Origin of the sequence: Pandoraea nosoerga (assembly GCF_902459585.1) — a bacterium.
In the GTDB taxonomy this organism is placed as follows: Bacteria; Pseudomonadota; Gammaproteobacteria; order Burkholderiales; family Burkholderiaceae; genus Pandoraea; species Pandoraea nosoerga.
This window is the reverse complement of the sequence record NZ_CABPSC010000002.1, coordinates 165,969-186,307: the sequence shown is the minus strand read 5'-3', so window position 1 is coordinate 186,307 and position 20,339 is coordinate 165,969. Positions and strand designations below refer to the sequence as shown.

At 66.0% G+C, this 20,339-nt stretch carries 14 protein-coding genes; 2 read left to right on the top strand and 12 right to left on the bottom strand.

Going from position 1 to position 20,339, the window contains the following annotated elements:
• Positions 1-152 precede the first annotated feature (152 nt).
• The gene (locus PNO31109_RS03795) at positions 153-404 is read left to right on the top strand and encodes a hypothetical protein (protein ID WP_150554319.1); all 252 of its coding nucleotides are present in this window, start codon (positions 153-155) and stop codon (positions 402-404) included.
• 92 nt (positions 405-496) lie between these two features.
• Here PNO31109_RS03795 and fahA read toward each other — a convergent pair whose 3' ends face one another.
• Positions 497-1,771 (bottom strand): fumarylacetoacetase, encoded by a 1,275-nt coding sequence (fahA, locus tag PNO31109_RS03790; protein WP_150554318.1) that lies wholly within the window; start codon positions 1,769-1,771, stop codon positions 497-499.
• A gap of 93 nt (positions 1,772-1,864) precedes the next feature.
• Positions 1,865-3,184, bottom strand: coding sequence for a homogentisate 1,2-dioxygenase (gene hmgA / locus PNO31109_RS03785; RefSeq protein WP_150554317.1), 1,320 nt, complete (start codon positions 3,182-3,184; stop codon positions 1,865-1,867).
• Between the two features lie 113 nt (positions 3,185-3,297).
• Between hmgA and PNO31109_RS03780 the strand changes: the two genes are divergently transcribed.
• The gene (locus PNO31109_RS03780; RefSeq protein WP_150554316.1) at positions 3,298-4,203 is read left to right on the top strand and encodes a LysR family transcriptional regulator; all 906 of its coding nucleotides are present in this window, start codon (positions 3,298-3,300) and stop codon (positions 4,201-4,203) included.
• Positions 4,204-4,244: 41 nt separating this feature from the next.
• On the opposite strand, the gene PNO31109_RS03775 is transcribed toward PNO31109_RS03780, so the two are convergent.
• The 10 genes from PNO31109_RS03775 to dps all read right to left on the bottom strand — a co-directional run bounded on the left by PNO31109_RS03775 (position 4,245) and on the right by dps (position 20,318).
• Positions 4,245-7,622, bottom strand: a complete 3,378-nt coding sequence (locus PNO31109_RS03775; protein WP_150554315.1) for a hybrid sensor histidine kinase/response regulator — start codon at positions 7,620-7,622, stop codon at positions 4,245-4,247.
• Between the two features lie 29 nt (positions 7,623-7,651).
• Complete coding sequence (locus tag PNO31109_RS03770; RefSeq protein ID WP_150554314.1) at positions 7,652-8,326, bottom strand: response regulator; 675 nt, start codon at positions 8,324-8,326, stop codon at positions 7,652-7,654.
• A 186-nt stretch (positions 8,327-8,512) separates the two neighbouring features.
• Positions 8,513-9,076, bottom strand: a complete 564-nt coding sequence (locus PNO31109_RS03765; protein ID WP_150554313.1) for a hypothetical protein — start codon at positions 9,074-9,076, stop codon at positions 8,513-8,515.
• A gap of 478 nt (positions 9,077-9,554) precedes the next feature.
• The gene (locus PNO31109_RS03760) at positions 9,555-10,397 is read right to left on the bottom strand and encodes a sulfite exporter TauE/SafE family protein (RefSeq protein WP_150554312.1); all 843 of its coding nucleotides are present in this window, start codon (positions 10,395-10,397) and stop codon (positions 9,555-9,557) included.
• A gap of 453 nt (positions 10,398-10,850) precedes the next feature.
• Positions 10,851-11,585, bottom strand: a complete 735-nt coding sequence (locus tag PNO31109_RS03755; protein WP_150554311.1) for a tetratricopeptide repeat protein — start codon at positions 11,583-11,585, stop codon at positions 10,851-10,853.
• The gene (locus PNO31109_RS03750; protein ID WP_150554310.1) at positions 11,585-13,825 is read right to left on the bottom strand and encodes a TonB-dependent receptor; all 2,241 of its coding nucleotides are present in this window, start codon (positions 13,823-13,825) and stop codon (positions 11,585-11,587) included. Before PNO31109_RS03750 ends, PNO31109_RS03755 begins: the two co-directional genes overlap by 1 nt.
• A gap of 460 nt (positions 13,826-14,285) precedes the next feature.
• Entirely contained in the window at positions 14,286-15,659 is a 1,374-nt protein-coding gene (locus PNO31109_RS03745) for a CaiB/BaiF CoA transferase family protein (protein ID WP_150554309.1), read from the bottom strand.
• A 243-nt stretch (positions 15,660-15,902) separates the two neighbouring features.
• Positions 15,903-16,880, bottom strand: a complete 978-nt coding sequence (corA, locus tag PNO31109_RS03740) for a magnesium/cobalt transporter CorA (RefSeq protein WP_150554308.1) — start codon at positions 16,878-16,880, stop codon at positions 15,903-15,905.
• An 81-nt stretch (positions 16,881-16,961) separates the two neighbouring features.
• Positions 16,962-19,667 carry a bifunctional acetate--CoA ligase family protein/GNAT family N-acetyltransferase gene (locus tag PNO31109_RS03735; RefSeq protein WP_150554307.1) on the bottom strand — a complete coding sequence of 902 codons (2,706 nt, stop codon included), beginning with the start codon at positions 19,665-19,667 and terminating at the stop codon, positions 16,962-16,964.
• 165 nt (positions 19,668-19,832) lie between these two features.
• Entirely contained in the window at positions 19,833-20,318 is a 486-nt protein-coding gene (dps, locus tag PNO31109_RS03730) for a DNA starvation/stationary phase protection protein Dps (RefSeq protein ID WP_150554306.1), read from the bottom strand.
• Positions 20,319-20,339: the final 21 nt, after the last annotated feature.

The window sequence follows — 20,339 nt, the reverse complement described above, 5'->3', positions numbered from 1 at the left end:
AGCGGCGCACGAGCGGCAGCACAGTACGGTCCCTCCCCGTCTCGGCGCCGATGTCACGCAAAGCGGACGCATTTTTCGGATCGCTTCACCTGTCGCCAAACGGCCCGGCATGGCTTAATGGTCTCGTCATCACACGATGCCGGGAGCATTCGATGCCCAATACCTCGCCCCATCAGGACATCACCCAGCCCAAGCGGCGATCGCTTCGCGTGCCCCGTCGCGCGCGGCTTGGCGACCCGCCGCTACTGCGACGCGTCGGCGACGAGCTCGCCTACACGCCAACGCGCTGCCGCGTCACCGCCAGCCTGAGCATCCGGCGCCTGAGCGAATGGTGGCAGCATCTCGCGCCAGCGGAGCTCACCGACGCCTGCATGCATATGCCAACGCATGAGTCACCAAAGTGAAACGCGCCGACCGACGAAGCGGTACGGCGCGTGTTCGGTGCATGTTCCGCTTGAGCGTATTCGCCCGGGCGGTGTGCAGGCGGCGCAGCGGATTATCGCGCCCTGGCCGGCAAAATCTTGCCGCTGACTTCGCCGAAGCCCACGCGATAGCCATCGCCCTGGCACCAGCCGGCCATCACGATGGTGTCGCCATCTTCGATGAACGAGCGCTTCGCGCCGCTGGCGAGCGTGATCGGATTCTTGCCGTTCCAGGTGAGTTCGAGCAGGCTGCCGAACGAGTCCGGCGTCGGTCCGCTGATCGTGCCCGAACCCATCAGATCGCCCACGCGGACGTTACAACCCGACACGGTGTGGTGCGCGAGCTGCTGCGCCATGCTCCAGTACATGTAGCGGAAGTTGGTGCGGCAAATCGACGTCGCCTGCGCATCGCCCTCGGCTCGCATCAGCACTTCGAGTTCGATGTCGAACGCATGCTTGCCCGGTTGTTGCAGATACGAAAGCGGCTGCGGCGTCTGTTCCGGACCGGCGACACGGAAAGGCTCGAGCGCCTCCATGGTGACCACCCACGGCGAAATGGACGTACCGAACGTCTTGGCGTTGAACGGGCCGAGCGGCACGTATTCCCACTGTTGCAGGTCGCGGGCCGACCAGTCGTTGAGCAACACCATGCCGAAGATGGCCGCCTCTGCCGCCTCGATGCCGAGTGCCTCGCCGAGCGACGTGTCACGACCGACGATGAAGCCGGTCTCGAGCTCGAAGTCGAGCTTGCGGCACGCATCGAAGATCGGACGCGGTTGGTCCGGCAGCTTGATCTGTCCGTTCGGACGATGGATGTCGGTGCCGCTCACGACCACCGAGCTGGCACGGCCGTTGTAGCCGATCGGGATTTCGAGCCAGTTTGGCAGCAACGCGTTGGCCGGGTCGCGGAACATGCTGCCCACGTTCGTGGCATGCTCTTTCGACGAGTAGAAGTCGGTGTAGCCCGGTACTTGCACCGGCAGATGCAGCGTTGCGTCGGCCAGGGGCACGAGCGCCTGCGCACGCAAGGCGGCGTTATCGCGCAGCGCGGCGTCACCGTCGGCGGCGAGCAGCGAGGTCAGACGCGCGCGCGTGGCGCGCCATGCCGCACTGCCCAACGACACGAAAGCGTTGATCGACGACTGGCCGAAAACGGGTGCGTCGCCCGCGGCAAGCACGCCGGCAGCCTCGAGAGCGGCCAGGTCGAGCACCTGGTCGCCGATAGCCACGCCCACGCGCGGCGACGGGTTCGCCTGCGTCGAGAACACGCCATACGGCAGGTTTTGCAGCGGGAAGTCCGTCACGCCAGTGTTGGCGGACGCGACCCAGCTTTGCGGGAGAGCAGACATGTGAATTCCTTTTTCGGAGAAGTGCTGCGGCCGGCACGGCGCACGACGCGCGGGGCCGGCCGTCCAAAGAGGGGTGTCGTTAGCCGACGCCGCTTATTTCTGGTTCGGGTTGAAGTGCTTCTTCAGGCCTTGCCAGCACGTGTAGTAGTTGCCTTGCAGTTGCTTCGACTCCAGCGCGAAGCGCGTGGGACGAATGACCGCGGGCGTCTCGAACATGAAGGCCATCGTGGCGTCTACCTTGTGGGGCTTGGTCGTATCGGCCGCGGACGCCTTCTCGAACGTATCCGCATCGGGGCCGTGGCCCGACATGCAGTTGTGCAGGCTAGCACCGCCCGGCACGAAGCCCTCGGCCTTCGCGTCGTACACGCCGTGGATCAGGCCCATGAATTCGCTGGCGATGTTGCGATGGAACCAGGGCGGGCGGAACGAATGTTCCATGGCGAGCCAGCGCGGCGGGAAGATCACGAAATCGATGTCGTCGACGCCCGGCGTGTTGCTCTGCGACTGCAGCACCAGGAAGATCGACGGATCCGGATGGTCGTAACTGATCGAGCCGATGGTGTTGAAGCGGCGCAGATCGTACTTGTACGGCGCATAGTTGCCGTGCCATGCCACCACGTCCAGCGGCGAATGGCCGATGTCGGCGCGCCAGAGCGCGCCGCAGAACTTGGCCACCAGTTCGAAGTCGCCTTCGACGTCCTCGTAGGCGGCGACCGGCGTGAGGAAGTCGCGCGGGTTGGCCAGGCCGTTCGAGCCGATCGGGCCAAGGTCCGGCAAACGGAACAAGGCCCCGTAGTTTTCGCAGACGTAACCGCGAGCGCGGCCGTCGGGCAGCGTGACGCGAAAACGAACGCCGCGCGGCAATACCACGATCTCGTATGGCTCGACCTCGAGCACGCCGAATTCGGTCGCGATACGCAGCCGGCCCTCCTGAGGCACAACCAGCATTTCGCCGTCGGCGTTGTAGAAGAAGCGGCCTTCCATCGACTTGTTGGCCGCGTACAGATGAATGCCGCAACCGTGGCCGGCGTCCGGACTGCCGTTGCCTGCCATCGTGACCATGCCGTCGACGAAATCGGTCGGCGCATCGGGCATCGGCAGTGGGTCCCAGCGCAATTGGTTGGGCGGCGTCGGGACGTCGCCGAAGCGGCTCAACCAGCGCGCCTGCTCGATGGCCGTGAACGGCTGATGCACGGCGGCCGGGCGAATGCGATACACCCACGAGCGGCGGTTATGGCCGCGCGGCGCCGTAAATGCGGTGCCCGAGAGTTGTTCCGCGTAGAGCCCATACGGCGCGCGCTGCGGCGAGTTCTGTCCGATGGGTAGCGCACCGGGCAAGGCCTCGGACGCGAATTCGTTGGGGAACCCGGACAAATAACCCAGTTCCCCCTGGATTTGATCGGCTTGGCGCATGACTTGCCTCGTCTCCTGATTTCGAATGCGACCATTGTCCGACAAGCGATCACATTTTGCGATATAAATAGACAAATCCACTATATTCACATCATGAATAGATCAACCGCACCATGATTTCCTTGCGCGATGTCGATTTGAACCTGTTGGTCGTCTTTCATTCGGTGCTCACGCATCGGAGCATCTCGCAGGCCGCGCGCGAACTCGGCCTGTCGCAGCCCGCCGTCAGCAACGGTCTGGCCCGCCTGCGCCAGACGTTTGGCGACGAGCTGTTCACGCGCACGGGGGCTGGCATGCAGCCCACGCCGTTCGGCGAGGCGTTGGCAGAGCCGGTGTCGGCCGCATTGGCGGGGATTTCGCGCGCGATCAATCATCGCGAGGCGTTTGATCCCGCCAGCAGCCAGCGCGCCTTCACGCTGGCAATGACGGATGTCGGGGAGGTGTACTTCATGCCGGCGCTCGTCGACCTGTGCACCCTGCTCGCGCCGGGCGTTCGGATCAGCACGGTGCGCGCGACGTTGCCGGATCTGAAGGAAGAGATGGCTGCAGGCCGTATCGACCTCGCGGTTGGCGCGTTCGACGATCTCACCGGCCCCTTTTTCCAGCGGCGCCTCTTTCGGCAGCAGTACGTCAGCATGTTTCGCATCGGGCATGCATTGGACAGGCCGGGCGTGGGACTTGCGGACTTCCAGGCGGCGCGGCACTTGTTCGTGTCGACGGGCGACAATCCCTACGCTCGCGTCAATCAGTTGCTTGCACAAGCCGGCTTCGGCGCGGACGCCAACTTCTGGGTGCCGCACTTCATTGCCGTGCCCTATGTCGTGAGCGTCAACGATCTCGTGGTGACCGTGCCGCAAAAATTCGCCGAACGCGCCGCGGAGCCGTTCGGGCTGCGTTTCGTCAAGCCGCCGCTACGGCTTCCGGCGCTGCAGACGAACGTGTTCTGGCATCGCCGGTATCATCAGGACGCCGGCAATCAGTGGCTGCGGCAGATCGTCTCGGAGCATTTCGTGGAGTAGCGCGGCGCGCGCGGCCAGTCGGCGTCGCCTTGCACCGGCCGTCACGCGTCGGTGGCGATGGCGTGGCCCTGCGAGCGCAGCCACTCGTTCCAGGCGACGTCGAGCGCGTCGAGCGCCGCTTCCATCTGGCCAGACGACGCCTGCGGCGCCAGGTGTTCCACTTGCGCCGCGAGCGATGCGAGCGAACCCAGGCCGAACGTCATGTAGCCGCCGCGCAGGCGGTGCGCGGAGTGGCGCAGCGTCTCGCGCGACATGGTGGCCAGGGCCGCGCGGCAGTTGGCGATGTCCTGATCTGCAATGTTGACGAATGTGTCGAGCATATCCGAGAGCGGCATTCTCCCCTCGTTCGCTGCGGGCGTGTGGGCGGCCGATTCGTTGGCCGGTTCGGTCGGCGGCGCCGGCAACGGCGCGATTTCGCCGGACAGCGCCGGGTAGCGCTTGCGCACCAGATCGACCGCGCGCAGCAGCGAGCGCGCGTCGACGGGCTTGTAGACGATCGCGTCATACGGCGACTTCGCATCGCCGTCGTGACGCAGCGTCACATCCGCGGTTGCCACGAGCACCGGCACGTGCGAGGCGCGCGCCTTGATCTCCGTCGCGAGCGCATAACCGGAGATGTGCGGCATGTTGGCGTCCGTGATCACCAGCATGTGCGAGTCGGCATCGAAGGCGTCCAGGGCCTCGCGCGGGTCGTGGTAGCAGTCGACCATCGCGCCCAATCCTTCCAGTTGCCGAGAGAGCAACATGCCGCTGATCGGATGATCGTCCGCGACGAGCACGTACCAGCCGGCCAGCGGCTGCGAGCGCGCCTGCGCATCGGTCGTGGACGGCAGTTCCCCATGCGACATCTCACCGGGGCGCGGCACCGAACCCATCGCCTCCCACAACTCCGCCTGCTGAAAGAGAGAGATGTCGCGCGGCCACGCGCGCGTGGCGCCCGCCGGCCGGTCGACCGGCGTCGAACGCAGCAGGTAGACGTTCGCGCCCGCCATGCCGCGCACCGGCCATTCGTCGGCGAACATCAGCAGACCGGCGTCATCGCTGCGACCGGCGCCCATGGACCACGACACGGCATCGTCATGGCGCACGGGAATGAAACCCGCGCGCCGAATCAACGCTTCGAGGTACCCGTGCCGGCGCGAGAGCGCGCTGACATAGCCAAATGTTTCCCCGCTCTCGATCACGAGCGGCGCCTCGCTCTCGGCGGCCCATGGCAGCCGCAGCGTGAAGGTCATCGTCGTGCCCTCCCCCTTGCGGCTGTCCACCCGCAACTGGCCCCCGAGCATGCCGACGAATTGATGCGAGATGGCCAGCCCCAGGCCCGTACCGTGCTGCATGCCTGGCTCGTTCGTACTCTTGCCGAATGGCCGGAACAGGTCCACGAGGTCCTCCGCGGCAATACCGACGCCGCTGTCGTTTACCGTGAAGGTCACGTCGCAGCCCTGTGCGTCCGCGCGTGCGAGCATGGCGCTGAACGCCACATGTCCCTTCTCCGTGAACTTGATCGCGTTGCCGATCAGATTGGTGACCACCTGGCCGATGCGCAGCGCATCGGTATGTACGGCGCGCGCGAGCGCCGGATCGATCATCCAGTCGAGCGTGAGGCCCTGCAAACGCGCACGTCCCGTGAACGACAGCCCCACCGCTTCGAGTTCCTTGAGCAACGAGCAGTCGCGCGCATTGAGCTCGAAACGCCCGACCTGCATGCGCGAGTAATCGAGAAGGTCATTGATCAGGTCGAGCAGATTGCGCGTGGAGCTTTCCATCACATCCACGTAGTAGCGGTGATCGTCGCCGAGCTTCTGCGCGCTCAACAACTCGAGCGACGCCAGCGTGCCATAGAGCGGCGTGCGCATCTCATGGCTGACGGTCGTGAGGAACACGTCCTTGGCCCGATTGGCGGACTCGGCAGCGAGCCGCGCCTTGCGCTGCTCGAGTTCGAAGCGGCGCTGCTCGGTCACGTCGGAGAGCGTGGCGATGAGCACCGGCGCCTCGCGAAACACCGTATCGACGAAGCTCACGGCGTAGTGGCGCTCGCCCGCGTCGTCGACGGCGCTGAGCAGACGCCGCGCCGGCCGCGCGACCACGCCGCTGTTGAGCTGGCGGTACATGCGGGTGAGCTCGCCGTCGCCCAGTTGCCGCAACAGGTCGACCGTTCCCGCATACGCCGGATTGCTCATCACGACGGCCGGCTCGAACGGGTCGACGATGGCCATGCCGACCGGCGCCGTCTCGATAAGCGTCTGGGTGAAGGCGTCACGCTCGAGCAACGTGGTCGTGCGTTGACTGGCCGGCTCGATGATGCGCTGGCGCATGTAGCGCATGCCGGCGTATACGCCGCCCGCATATAGCAGCAGTAGCACGGTCGCGCCGAGCAGCAGCGTCGCGTTCTCGCGCAGCAGCGTGGACGGCTGCGCGGCATAACGCACGAACCACGGCGCGGACGGCAGGTGTCGTTCGAACACGATGCGCTGGCCGTCGGTGCAAAGGGACATGCGGGCGCCGCCGAAGAGCGGCAGCGTGAGGAGTCTGCGCAAATGCCCCAGAGACGGGAGCGGCACGCCGGCGCTGGCAATGACCAGGCCATCGTCGGACACCAGTTGCAGCGATTGCCCGGTCTGCTGGAGGTCGCGCATATGCGGCGGCACGAGCATTTCGGGCGACATGCTGGTGCCGACGTACAGCAGCAGATGCCCTTGCAGGTCGCGAATCGGCGTGAAGTTCGCCACGGTCTTCAGATGCGTGACCGGATGCTCGTAGTTGTACGTCCAGAACGGACCTTCGCTGTTGCCGCGGGCGCGCGCGTGATAGCGCTCGACCTTGTTGATTTCGCCCAGCATCGCGCGCGCATCCTGCGCCAGCTTGGCGGGACTGAAAGCTTCGCGGCCGGCGGCAGGGCGATATGTCGCGAAGGCGCCGTCCGGCGAGATGATGAACGTCTCGTCCTGACTGTCGAGCGGGCTCCAGAAGTTGGCGTCGAGCACCATGAGCCGCAAGGTCAGGCGTGCATAGAGCTCCGCGCGCTCGGGCGGAATCTCGGCGAGCTTGACGATTTCGAACTGCCCGTCCCAACCCACGCCGCTGATGCGTTTGGCCGTGCCCACGGGCATGCTGAGCAATGGTTGGAGGATGCGATCGGTCAGCGTCTGCGTCACGCCGCCCGGTCGCATGCGGCTGGCCTGCGTCGACTGCGCCATGGCGCGCGCCTGCTCGTTGAATATCTCCAGATCGCGGATCTCGCGGCCCACAGCGGCGAAGAACGCCTCTGTCTTTTGGCCGCCCTGCCAGAGCGCGCCGAACAGCGCATACGACACCGCCGCGCACCAGACGGACAGGCCGAAGAGAAGCGCAAGCAGGCTGCCTGCACGGAGCAGACAGCCTGCAATGGCGATGTCACGCATCATGGTTCGGGTGGGCATAGGCTCCGGCGTCCGGCGTGGTGGCGGGCTCAGGCCGCGGTTGCCGTTTCGGCTTCGCCTTCGCGATCGAACTGGACGGGACTCGAGACGTGCAGCTTGAACAGTTCCATATCGGTGCGGCAACCCAGCTTGCACATGGCCATGCGCTTCTGGTTATTGATCGTCTTGGCCGAGCGCTTGAGCGCCGCCGCGATCTGCGACACGTTCTGGCCATCCAGATACATGCGCAGCACTTCCATTTCCTTGGGCGAAAGCGGGCGGCGCGCCGTCGGCTTGCGTCGCATCTGCTCCTCGAGGATCTGTTCGGCGCGACCGCCGCGATAGCTCATGCCGCGACGGCAGCGCTCCACGCAGACCGTGATTTCGCGCAGATCGTCGGACTTGGTCATCACGCCGAGCACGCCGCAGTTGTCGAGCGCGTGGATGATGGCCGGCTGTTCGATCGACGTGAAGACGATGATCTTGACGTCCGGATACTTGCGGCGCACGCGGTTGATCATCACGAGCCCGTCGCCGAAGGTGCCTCCCGGCATGCAGTAATCGGTGATGAGCACGTCGACGGAATTCGTCTCGAGCGCCTTGAACAATTCGGTGGAGTTCGACACCGGCGGCAACACGTGGAAGCCGGGATCCGGGGAGAGCATTTCACGCAGCGTGGAGGCGATGATCGGATGATCATCGGCAATCAGAATTTTTACCATCATGTGCAAAATCCTTTTAAAAGAAGTCAGCCGTGGGCGCGCGCGATCCTCCGCCGCGTCTACGCGTCATGGCCTCCTGAAAGAGGAATGCGTGTCGGGCCGACACACTCGTTGGTCACTGGCGAGTGACCGCCTCGTCGTTGCGCGATGTCTTGCGGAGCACCGGTCCTGCCGGCTTCCGGCCTCGCGTTATTCCGCGGCGTCGGGCGACCTCGCGTCGCCGACCGTTGTCCACGCGGAGCACGTCTTGTGCCCCGCGAGCCGCGTCTCCCCTTGTCCGATGACCGGCTTGACACAGTAGCGAACCCGCGCGCCGCGCAAGCCGGCCGAGGGCATCATTTCGCGGGCGCGTCCCACGACCCGAATGCGTGTCGGGCCAGACGCCGCTTCCCACAGATGCACGCTATCGGTCTCAGGCCAGTCGGCCATCCATCGATACGTTCCGCTCACGACGCGGCCCACTTGTGGTGTCCCGCTCATCGCGACCGCGGCCGCCACGGGCCGCAAACGGGTATCGATTTCCTTCGTCGCTGTCGGAGAATGCGCCGCCGACAACGATGCACCGGCGCTGTGCGCCTCGGCGCCCTGCCCCGTGCCACCCGCCGCCGACGGCTGGTACTCGCTGCACCCCGCCAGCCACAGCATCGCCACGGCACCGATCAGGCTCGTGCGAGCGTGTCGCACCACCGCGCGCACCGCTTTTGCGGATTGCCCGAAGCCGGAAGGGAAAGCGTCAACGTGTGTCGTGGTCATCAATGAAATGCTGACCCGCAACGCGTGGCGATTCACGTTACCTGTCACGTTTTACGATCAGCAGGAATATAGGATAAATCTACAAAATCCGGCCAATTCGAACTCAGTTATAGGAAACATCCTAGTTCAGAATAGGCAGATCACTGTTTTCGAACCGCGCAGTGCACGCATGCCGCGGCGATTTAATGCAGGAATTGCTTAATTCCCGCCCGCTGCTTGCTTCAGGCGCGTTCTGATGGACAGATACGCAAGGAAAAGATTCATTTCCTCCGGCGCGAACCGCCGCCAATACCGACTTGCGTTTGGAAATAGCGCCGCTATGCGCGTTTCATTGGAAACGGCAATTCACTCGAAAGGCGTTGTGATTTTCGAGAGAATGAAATCGACCTGAAAACGCATGCCCGGCCTCGGGCGTCATTCATGCATTCGCACACGCTCGCGTGCGAGGCCGGTACGTTGCGCGTCGCCGTGCAAGGCATCAAGCGCCGAAGGCTCTCACGAACATGCCGAGCGCAACGAGTGCCATGAGGGCGGAAAAGACCTGCTGCAACCTCGCGGCGGCGAGGCGCGGCGCGAGCGCCCGGCCGAGGACCATGCCGGCAACGGCGCCCACGACGAACGTCCAACCCTGCTCCCCCGGATGCATGCCGTGCCACCACGCGTTGGCGACCGTTCCGGCGGAGATCAGCGCAATGACGAACAACGACGTCGCCACAACGCCGTGCACCGTGATGTCGGAGAACCGGCGCAGTGCCGGAACGATCACGAAACCGCCGCCCACACCGAGCAGTCCCGAGGCGAATCCAGAGACGGCGCCGATGGTGCCAAGCGTGCCGGCCACGCGACGTGTCCAGTGCAGGCGTCCCGTGGCCGGGTCGAGCCGGCACGGCGGCGGCGCCGCTGCGGCGCCGGACGGGCCTGTCGTTGACGCACGGGCGCGCGCACCGCGTGAGGCGCGGTACATCCGTGCAGCCACGATGAGCATGGCTATTGCGAACAGTCCGACGAGCCATCGCTCGGGCAACCGATGCGCCATCCACGTACCGAGCGGTGCAACGCATACCCCAATGCCGGCCATGAGCATGGCGGCCCGATAGCGCACGAGGCCGGCGCGCAAGCCCTGCGCGCTGCCAACCGCGGCACTTGCCCCCACGGCGAGCAGCGCCACGGGCCCCGCCTGCGGCACGCCCCAGCCAAGGCCGAACACCAGCGCGGGCACCGCGAAGATGCCGCCGCCCGCGCCCGTCAATCCGAGCACGAGGCCAACGCCCGCGCCCAGCAGGGCCGCGGCGGGGAACACACTCGCGAGGTCGGGGGACATGGGACGATATCCAACAAAAAAGTGACCTGGCGCCATCCCCAAATCACTATTAGTCATATTCTTATGACGTCAAATTATATAGGAATCATCCCAAACAGAAAAGTCCCGGGTACGCAGAGCAGCGCAGATGCCCGCCTGACGGGGGTCTCGGTGGGTATTGATGGTGCCTATGGCGAGTGAGGTGAGTGCGGCGAGTGCGGTCAGCAGTGGAGGCCCCGCTCGCCGTTTGGGAGGGCTGTGTTCCAGTCGGCATTCGGGCACGCGACGCCTATGGAGCGCCGCTATGGAGCGCCGCTATGGAGCGCCGTTATGGAATGCCGTTATGGAATGCCGTTATGGGCCGTTATGGAGTGCCCTTTTGCAGCGCCGTGTTGCAGCGCCGTGTTGCAGCGCTGCCAGGCCGTGGGGTCGGATACCTGGGCGGATGCGGCGACGGCGCGACCGTGCCGCCGTTCACGCCCCGGCCCATGTTGCGGCCAGCGCGCGGATTCGCTCGTCCGGCACTGCGGACAGAAAATCGGCCGCCTTCTGGAGAAACGCAGCGGTGGCCGTCGTCGGCACCTGGGCAAGCCATGTCAGCGCCGCGTCGAACTGCCGCTGCCCGATCAGCAGGCGCGCCACGTTGAATTGGCCGCGAAAGTCCCCGCCCAAGGCCGCACGCCGATACCAGTCGAGCGCGCGCGTCATGTCGCGCGGCACTTCCCAGCCGTCTTCGAAGAAGCCCCCCAGCAGGTTCTGCGACTTGGCGTGCCCAACGCCCGCCGCCTTTTCCAGCCACGCCAGGGCGGTCTTGCGATCCATCTTGCCGCCGCGCCCGAGCGCGAGCAGCGTCGCGAGGTTGTACATGCCCCATGGCTCGTCGCGGCGCGCGGACTGGCGATACCAGTAGCGCGCCACGTCGTCGCTGGCCGACACGCCCCAACCGTTCTCATAGCACCGCCCGACCATGTTCGCTGCCATGCCGTGACCGGCGTGCGCGGCGCGCTTGAACCACTCGAGTGCGGCCGCGGCGTCGGGCGCGCTCCCGCGCCCCTCGAGCAACCACTGCGCGTACACCGTTTGCGCCTCGACGTGCCCCGCCCGCGAGGCCGCGGCAAGCCACGCGAGCGCCGTTGCCGGCGGCCCCGCGAGAATCTCGCGAATCTGCGCAGGCGTGAGCGTCGCGATTTGCGACGGCGTAACGTGCATCAGTAACGGGCGGTGAGCGACACGATTGCGCTGCGTCCTGGCGCCATCGACGCGTAGTGCGCCGGGTAGGCCTGGTCGAAGTAGCGACGATTGAAGACGTTCTGCACGTTGAGCTGAGCCGTGATCTTCTTGTTGATGCGCCACGCGGCCATCGCGTCGAAGCGCCAGTACGCGGGAATCTCACGCAGGTTGGCCGGGTCGCCGAACACGCTCGACGTGTAGAACGCACCGCCGCCCACGGTCACCGCCGGAACGATGTCGTAGGTCGTCCACAGGCTGAAGCTGTTGCGCGGCGTGTTCGGGAACTGGTTGCCGTTGTTCGACGCTGCCGCGCCCGTGCCGTTGTCGGTGAGCTCGCTCTTCATGTATGTGTAGCCACCGAACACCTGCCACTTGTCGGTGAGCTTGCCGGCGAAGCCGAGTTCGACGCCCTTCACGTTCTTGCCGCCGACCATCGCATACGTGTTGTCGGCCATCGTTACGCGGGCATTGGTCGTCTCGATGTAAAACAACGCGGCGGTAAACAACAGACGCTCGCCGAGCACGTTCCACTTCGTTCCGATCTCGTATGAACGGTTCTTCTCGGGGGCGAGATCGGCCGCATTCGCGCCAACGCCGCCGCGGCCCGGCAGCAGACTTTGCCCTTCGCTGCCTTCGCCGAGCAGCGAGCCGGCCGGCACCGAAGAGGTCGCATACGACGCGTAAATGCTGCCGTTGGGCAGCGGCTTGTACGTCACGCCCGCCTGCCAGTTGAAGAGCGTGTCGTCGCGCGAGGTCGTCTTGCCGCCGTTGGCGCGCGTGTCGGTGAAATCGGTGGAATAGCGATCGACCCGCGCGCCGAGGTTGAGCTGCCATTCCTTCGACAGATCGATGGTATCGAAGCCATAGACCGCGGCCGTCACCGTGCGCTGGAAGGCCGGATCGCCGTTCAACCGGATGCTGCCGGTCCACGGGTCATACGGGTTCGGGTCGTACAGGCTCGTGCAGTTGTAGCCGGACGCCGCGCCGATCCCTCGCAGACACGAGTTCGCGGCGCCCGATCCGCTGCCGGCGGCCACGGCGTAGGCGTCCTTGCGGCTCGACTCTCGCGAGAACTCGGCGCCGATGTTGAAGCTGTGCTTGAAGCGTCCGGTGTGCGCCTCGCCGAAGAGCTCCGTCTGGTTGGCAATGCTCCACACGTTGCTGTCTCGCGTGTTCGCGCGGCGCCACACCTTGCCGTTGGCCACGTTGCCCTGGCTGTCGTCGGGCTGCGTCCAGATATAGCTTTGCGACGACTTGGTGTAACGCGTCATGTTGCGCACGGTAAGCGTCGGCGAAATGTCGTGTTCGATCTTGATCGTGCCGATGTCCGATGACGTGCGGCGGAAGTCGCGGTCGTCGAGCCCGTAGAAGTTGCTCGCGTTGACGGCGGCAGGCCCCGTGCGGCGGCCGGGCGCGTAGTTGTACGGAATACCCGAGTCGGGCAGGCCGTCCGACTGCATGTGATAGAAGCTCGCCACCACGCGCGTGGGCGTGCCCAGCCCGAATGCCACGGACGGCGCGATACCCCAGCGCGAATCGTAGATCGCGTCGCGCCCGGCCACGCCGGCGTCATGCCCCATGAGGTTCAGCCGGAATGCGGCGTGGTCGCCGACCTGCCAGTTGCCGTCGGCCGTCAGCCGTTTGTATTTCGCGTTGCCCAGGCCCACCGTGCCTTCGGCGAACGTGCCGAGCTTGGCCTCCTTGCTCACGATGTTCACGCTGCCGCCTGCGCCGCCACGGCCGCCGTAGGCGCCGCTCGCCCCCTTCACGACCTCCACCGCTTCGGTGTTGAACATCTCGTGCGTGGTCGCGCCGACGTCACGCATGCCGTCGACGAACAGGCTGCCCTGCGTGTCATAGCCGCGCAGGAACGGGCGGTCGCCGAGCGGGTTGCCGCCCTCGCCCGCCCCGAACGTGATGCCCGGCACGGTACGCAGCGCCTCGGTCAATGTGCTCGATCCGGTGCTTTGCAGGAGCGGCTCGGGGATGACGGTCACGGCGCGCGGCGTGTCGAGGATCGGCGCCGTGAACTTCTGCGACGACGAGTAATCGACCTTGAAACTGTCCCGCTCGCCGGTGACATTGAGGCTGGGCAATTGCACCTCGGCCGCGCCGGGCGTGGTTCCTGCGTCGGCTGCCATCGCGCCCTGCGCGCTCAGAATGCCCACCAATGCGGCGCTCAGTTGCGAGCGGCGCAGCGTCATCGGTCCTGCTTGCATCTCGGATTTCCCCCTTGGAGATCGCTGTCATCGGGCGATCCGCGTGTCGTTCGTAGGCTGTCGTGGCTCCGGCCCCCGCCGGCAAACCGGTGACGCGCGACGTCGCGCCTGCGTCGCCCGTCACCTGCCGCCCCCGGCCGGCTACCACGGCCGGTCACCGCCGAATCAGCCAAATACTGAACTGGAATCGCTCTTCGGAAATGCGAATTATTCCTATTTTTAATAACGATGGCAAATAATTTGTAATGTTTCCGAACACGAGGGGCTAAGGCGAGTAAGGCGAGTAAGAGGAGTAAGGCGACTAAGGCGACTAAGCGGAATAAGGGGAGCGAGAGAAGAAAGGGAGGAGATTCTGGAGATACCAGCCGTTCACGGCGATGGCGCGAACTCGCACAGCGCTTGCCGGCCGGGACTGGCGGCGCCACGGCGCCGCTGTCTCGATCAGGAGGCGGCGCGCCTGTCAGCGGCGCCCGGTGAAGTCGGCCGATGGCGCGGCGATGTCCGCGACGCCGAGTTCAGCCAGGATATCGCCCGTATGCGCTCCGGGCGCCGGCGGATCGATAGGCGCCACGGGGCTCTGGCCATTGAGCCGCACCGGCGACGCAATGGTATGCGTCATCTCCCCGCTCGGCAGGACCATGGGGCGTACCCAGCCCATATGGGCGACCTGCGGGTCGGCCAACACCCGCGAGTAGGTGCTGATGGCCGTGCATGGCACGCCGACCGCGTGCAGCCGTGCCAGCCAGACGCTCCGGTCTTCGAGCACGAACACGGCTTCGAGCACATCGCGCAGCGCCGCCTGATGGCGCGCCCGTTCGCGCGCGTTGGCGAACCGGGAGTCGTCAAGCAGATCGACGCGATGCACGAGCGCACAGATCGCCTGCCAATGCGCTGGGCCATCGAGGTCCATGCCGAAGTAGCCGTCACGGGCGCGAAACGTCGGCCAGGGCGCCGATGGACCGCCGAAGCGCGCCTCGTCATTTCCCAGCGCCTTCGCGAGCGGAGAAACGGCGCTGCCCCCCGCCGCCTCACCCATTCCCGGGGAAGCCGCCGTCGCGGCACTGCCGGCCGGCACGCGTGCCGATGTATGTGCCGATGTATGTGCCGGTGTGGGCGTCGGTGCGAGCGTCGGTGCGAGTGTTGGTGCCAGTGTTGACGTGAGAGCCTGTGCCGGCACCAGTCCGGCCCGCTGCGCCGCTTCAGCGCCCTCGTCGCCGGCCCGCAACGCGGCAATGGCCAACGTGGCGCCGAGCATGGGTACGTCGATATGCACGCCTCGCCCGTGCTGTTGCGCCGCGACGAGCGCGGCCGAGGCCGAAAACGCCGCGTAGAGCCCGGCCGCCAGATCGGCGACCGGCAAATCGCGCGGTGGCTCGAGCCGGCCGGAGGCCGTGCCGAGCATGCCGCGCAGCGCCTCCAGTGCGGGCACGTCGGGCTGCGTCACCGAGCGCGGGCCATCCTGGCCAAAGGCGGAAATGCAGACGTAGACGAGATGCGGCTGCACGGCAGCCAGTGCGTCGTAGCCAAGTCCGGCACGCGCGAGCATGCCCGGCGGCAGACATTCGATGACGACATGCGCCCCGCGCACCAGCGTATGGGCGAGACTTCGTCCTTCGAGCGTGAGCAGATCCAGCACGACGGAGCGCTTGTTGCGCCGCAGGCCGACCTGCGTCGAGGCGCCCAATGGACTCTGGCTGTCGATGGAAAACTCGTCGACGGGATCATCGACCATGATGACGTCCGCGCCCATGTCAGCGAGCAGCATGCCGCAGTAGGCGCCCGCCGCGCCCCGACAGAACTCGATGACGCGGATCCCCGAAAGTGGTGCGTTCAATATCTGACCCCTATTTGCCTGGCGTTTGTTGTAATTCTTACCCTTGGCAACCGTCTGGCGCGGTGTTGGCGAATTCTAGTGCAAATGTTCAACGCCGGTCACTGCGGAAAAAAGGAGGGGCCGCGCCCCGTTGCCACGGGGCAACAAGCGCGATGGACGGGCGTCGGCGACATGTGCGCGTCACACGCTGGCGCCCTCGCGGCGCGCCGCAGACCTCGCCCTCGCGCACCACAAGCCCCGGCCTTACAACCACCCCGCCTTACGGAATTTGAGGAACAGCAGCACGTCGATGAGCACCATCGCGGCAATGCAAAGCGGGTAGCCATACGCAAACTTCAACTCGGGAATGTCGGCGAAGTTCATGCCGTAGATGCCTGCGATCATCGTCGGCACCGCAAAGAGCGCGGCGAACGAGCCGAGCCGCTTGGTCGTTTCGTTCTCCGTCAGCGAAATCATGCCGAGATTGACCGAGAGTGCCGTGGTGACCATTTCGCGCAGCAAATCGATGTTCTTCGTGATGCGCTGCAAATGGTCGAACACGTCGCGGAAATACTCCTGCATGCCGCCGCACAGCTTGGGGGCCATGGCGCCGAACAGCTTGCTCACGGCTTCCATGAGCGGCACGCAGGCATGCTGGAGCGTGATCAATCGGCGCTTGAGTTGGTACAGGTCTTCGATGATCGCGCGCCCCTTGGTGGGCGCGTTGGGCGTGAAGATCTGCTCCTCGATCGCTTCGAGCTGCGCTTCGAGATCGTCGAACACGGGGAAGTAGCTGTCGACGATGGCGTCCATGAGCGCGTAGAGCACGAAGATCGAGCCCTGCTTGAGCAGGTGCGGCTCCTTCTCGGCGCGCGCCCTCACCGCGCCCAGGCCCTGCGTCGCGTTCGAGCGCACCGAGAGCACGTAATTGTGCCCTGCAAAGATAGCGACTTCGCCTAGCGTGAAGTCGCCGTCGGCGTCCTTGTTGAGCACGTGAAGCACGGCGAAAAGCGAGTCGCCGTACTGTTCGATCTTCGGGCGTTGATGGCCGTGCTGCGCGTCTTCCACGGCAAGGTCATGCAGGCCGAATTCGTGCTGCATCTGCGCCAGTTCACCCGGCCCGGGGTCCTTGAGCGCCACCCACACGAAGCACTGCGGGCGCTCCAGATAGTCCGAGATTTCGTCGGGATGCAGATCCGCGATCTTGCGGCCATCCTCGTAGGCCACGCAATTCACTAGCATTCGTCTTCCTGGTCGGTGCGGTCGCCCGCTGCGCGTTCGCGCCCAGGCACCGGATCCGGCCGACGTGGCGGCCCACGGCCGTCACTCCTCACGCGTCTCCTGCGCCTGCGCCGTCTGTTGCAGCGGCAGCCGGATATGAACGATGCCCGCCTCCATCTCCTCGGCCTCCCGGAAGCCAAGATGGCGGGCGAGTGTCAGCATACGCGTATTTGCGCACAGGACATAGCCGATGAGTTCCCCAGTACCACGCTTGCGGCAGTAGTCGATGATGTGCTCCATCAGCGCACGACCCAGGCCCCGCCCCTGCGCCGCCGGACTCACGGTGACCGCGAACTCGGCCACGGTGTTGTCAGGATCGGCCATCGCCTGCACCACGCCGAGCAGGCGCGTGCTGCCGCTCTCGTCCTTTTCGGTCGCCACGAACGTCATCGCGCGGTCGTAGTCGATCTGCGTGACGCGCGCCATCTGCGAGTGCGACAGCTCCTTGATGAGCCCGAAGTAGCGGAACTGCACGTCCTGCGGCGTGAGTGTGTGGAAAAACGCGTTGTAGGCGGGCTCGTCCTCGGGACGAATGGGGCGCACGCGCACCGGCTTGCCGCCGGCGTCCACGGTGCTCTCGAGCTCCTGCGGATACGGACGAATCGCCAACCGTCCATGCCCCGGCACCGCGGGCCTGCGCGCGACGATGCGTGCGTCGAGCGCGAGCACGCCGTGTGAATCCGCGAACAGCGGGTTGATGTCCAGCTCCGCGATTTCGGGCACGTCGCATACGAGTTGCGAGAGCTTCACGAGCGTGAGATAGATGGCCTCGTGGTTGGCCGGCGGGCGATTGCGATAGCCCGCGAGCAGCCGCGACACGCGGGCGCGCGCCACCATGTCGCGCGCGAGATTCAGGTTCAGCGGCGGCAGGCCGATGGTGCGGTCGGCAATGACTTCGACGGCGGTGCCGCCCTGCCCGAACAGCAGCACCGGACCGAAGACGCTGTCGGTCGCCACGCCCACGATCAGCTCGAACGCCTCCGTCCCGTTGACCATGCGCTGCACGGCGTAGCCGCTCACGCGGGCGTCGGGCCTCGCGGCAAGCGCGCGCTTGCGTATCTGACACGCGGCCTGCCTTGCCTGCTCCGCCGTCTCGATATTGAGCACCACGCCGCCGACGTCCGACTTGTGCGAGATGTCGGGCGACACCAGCTTGAGCGCCACCGGAAAGCCGATGCCTTGCGCCAGCTCGCCGGCCTGCTCCGGCGTCTGCGCCACGAGCGTCTCCACGACGGGAATGCCGTAAGCGGCGAGCACGCCCTTGGCTTCCGGCTCGGAGAGCAGTTCGCGGCCCTCGCGCATCGCGCTCTCGACGATTGCGCGCACCCGCGCGATGTCGGGCGCGAAGCCTGGCGGAATCGATGGCGGCGTCTCCATGAGCAGCGCCTGGTTGCGGCGATAGTTCACGGCTTCAAGGAAGGCCCGCGCGGCGTTCTCCGGCGTGTCATACGTCGGCAGCCCCGCCTCGCGACAGACGCGGCGCGCGCGCTCCGCCGTCTCGCCGCCAAGCCAGCATGTGAAGACGTTCTTCGGCATTCGGGGCAACGCGGCGAGGGCATGGGCGACGTCGAGGCTCGGCATCACGGCCGTCGGCGCCTGTATGAACAGTACCGCGGCCGTCTCCGGGTCTTCGCACAGCGCGGCGAGCGTCTTCGTGTAACGCTCGAGATCGGCGTCGCCGCCGATGTCGACCGGATTCACGCGACCGAGCGATTTCGGCAGGACGGCGTCGAGCGCCTCGCGCGTCTCGTCGCTCAGCGCCGCGAGCTTGCCACCGGCGAGTACGAGTGCGTCGGTCGCCATCACGCCGGCGCCGCCGCCGTTGGTCATGATCGAAAGTCTGTCGCCAAGGAAGGGGCGCAGGCGCGCGAGCGTCTCGACCGCGGCGAAAAGCTCGTCGGTCGTGTCCACGCGCAGCATGCCCGCGCGCCGGATCGCGGCATCGTAGACATCGTCCGCCCCGGCCAGTGCGCCGGTGTGCGACGCCGCCGCCTGAGCGCCTTCGGGCGCGCGCCCCGACTTGATCACGACAACCGGCTTGTTGCGTGCAGCCGCGCGCGCGGCCGACATGAACTTGCGTGCGTCGCGAATCGATTCCATGTACATCAGAATCGCGTCCGTGCCCGGATCGCTCGCGAGATAGTCGAGCATGTCGCCGAAGTCCACGTCGGCCCCGTCGCCCAGCGAGACGAAGTGCGAAAAGCCGATGTCGCGCGCGTCGGCCCAATCGAGCACGGCCGTGGTGAGCGCGCCCGACTGCGAGACGAAGGCGAGCTTTCCCGGGCGCGCCCCCATGTGTGCGAAGCTCGCGTTCAAGCCGATGCCGGGACTCAACAGTCCGATGCAGTTTGGCCCGAGAACGCGCAGCACGTGCGGCTTGGCGGCCTCGAGCATGCGCGCTTGCAGCGTTACGCCATGACGATCGCGCTCGCGCGCCAGCCCCGAGCTCAGCACCAGCGCCGCGCGTGTGCCACGCGCGCCCAGTTCGCGAATCAGCTCGGGCACCGTAGCGGGTGGCGTACAGATCACGGCCAGATCGGGCGCCTGCGGCAAGTCGGCGACGTTGCGATAGCACTTCCTGCCCGCGAGCGCGCCGTACTTCGGATTGACCGGATAGATCTCGCCCCGAAAGCCGCCGTCGATGACGTTGTGCAGCACGGTCGTCCCCACGCGGCGTTCGCGGTTGGACGCGCCGATCACGGCGACCGACTTGGGCTGAAACATCTGGCTCAGGTTACGGGTGGTCATGGGAGCTCCGGGGGGATCGGGTAATGCACGCGCGAACGCGCGCACCGGCGCGACCGGGTGCGCGCGTTCCTTGTCATGCGCATTGCAATGCGGCAGGCCGCCGCCTCGAGCGGCGGCGGCAGCGCAAACGGCTCGGGGCCGTGCGCACGAGGCGACTGCGCGGGATCAATCGCCGCGCAAGTGCGCTTCCACCTTCCAGAGGTGATCGTCCACGCCGCGCGAGATCTCGGTAAATACGTCCGACGTGGTGGCGTCGCCGATTTCCGCCGACGCGTCGATCAGGCCGCGAATGATTTCGCCGTATGCGGCCAGGGCTTCGGCCAGCGCCGCGGCGTGATCGATGCCGCGCTTGAACTCGTTCTTGTACACCGGCAGTTCGGTCTTCTGCGCAACGCTCTGCACCCGACCGTCGGCCACGCCACCGAGGGCGACGAGACGCTCCGCACACAGATCCGCCCATTCGACCGCGGCGTTGTAGACCTCGTCGAACAGCAGGTGCAGCTCGATGAAGCCCGGGCCGTGTACGTTCCAGTGCGCCTGCTTGGCCTGACGCTGAACGTCGATGCCGTTGACCAGCCCCCGATTGAGTTGATTGACCGACTCGATACGGATCTTCTCACCGAGGGTGTTACGCGTATGATTCAGAGCCATTTGACACTCCTGACGTCTGGC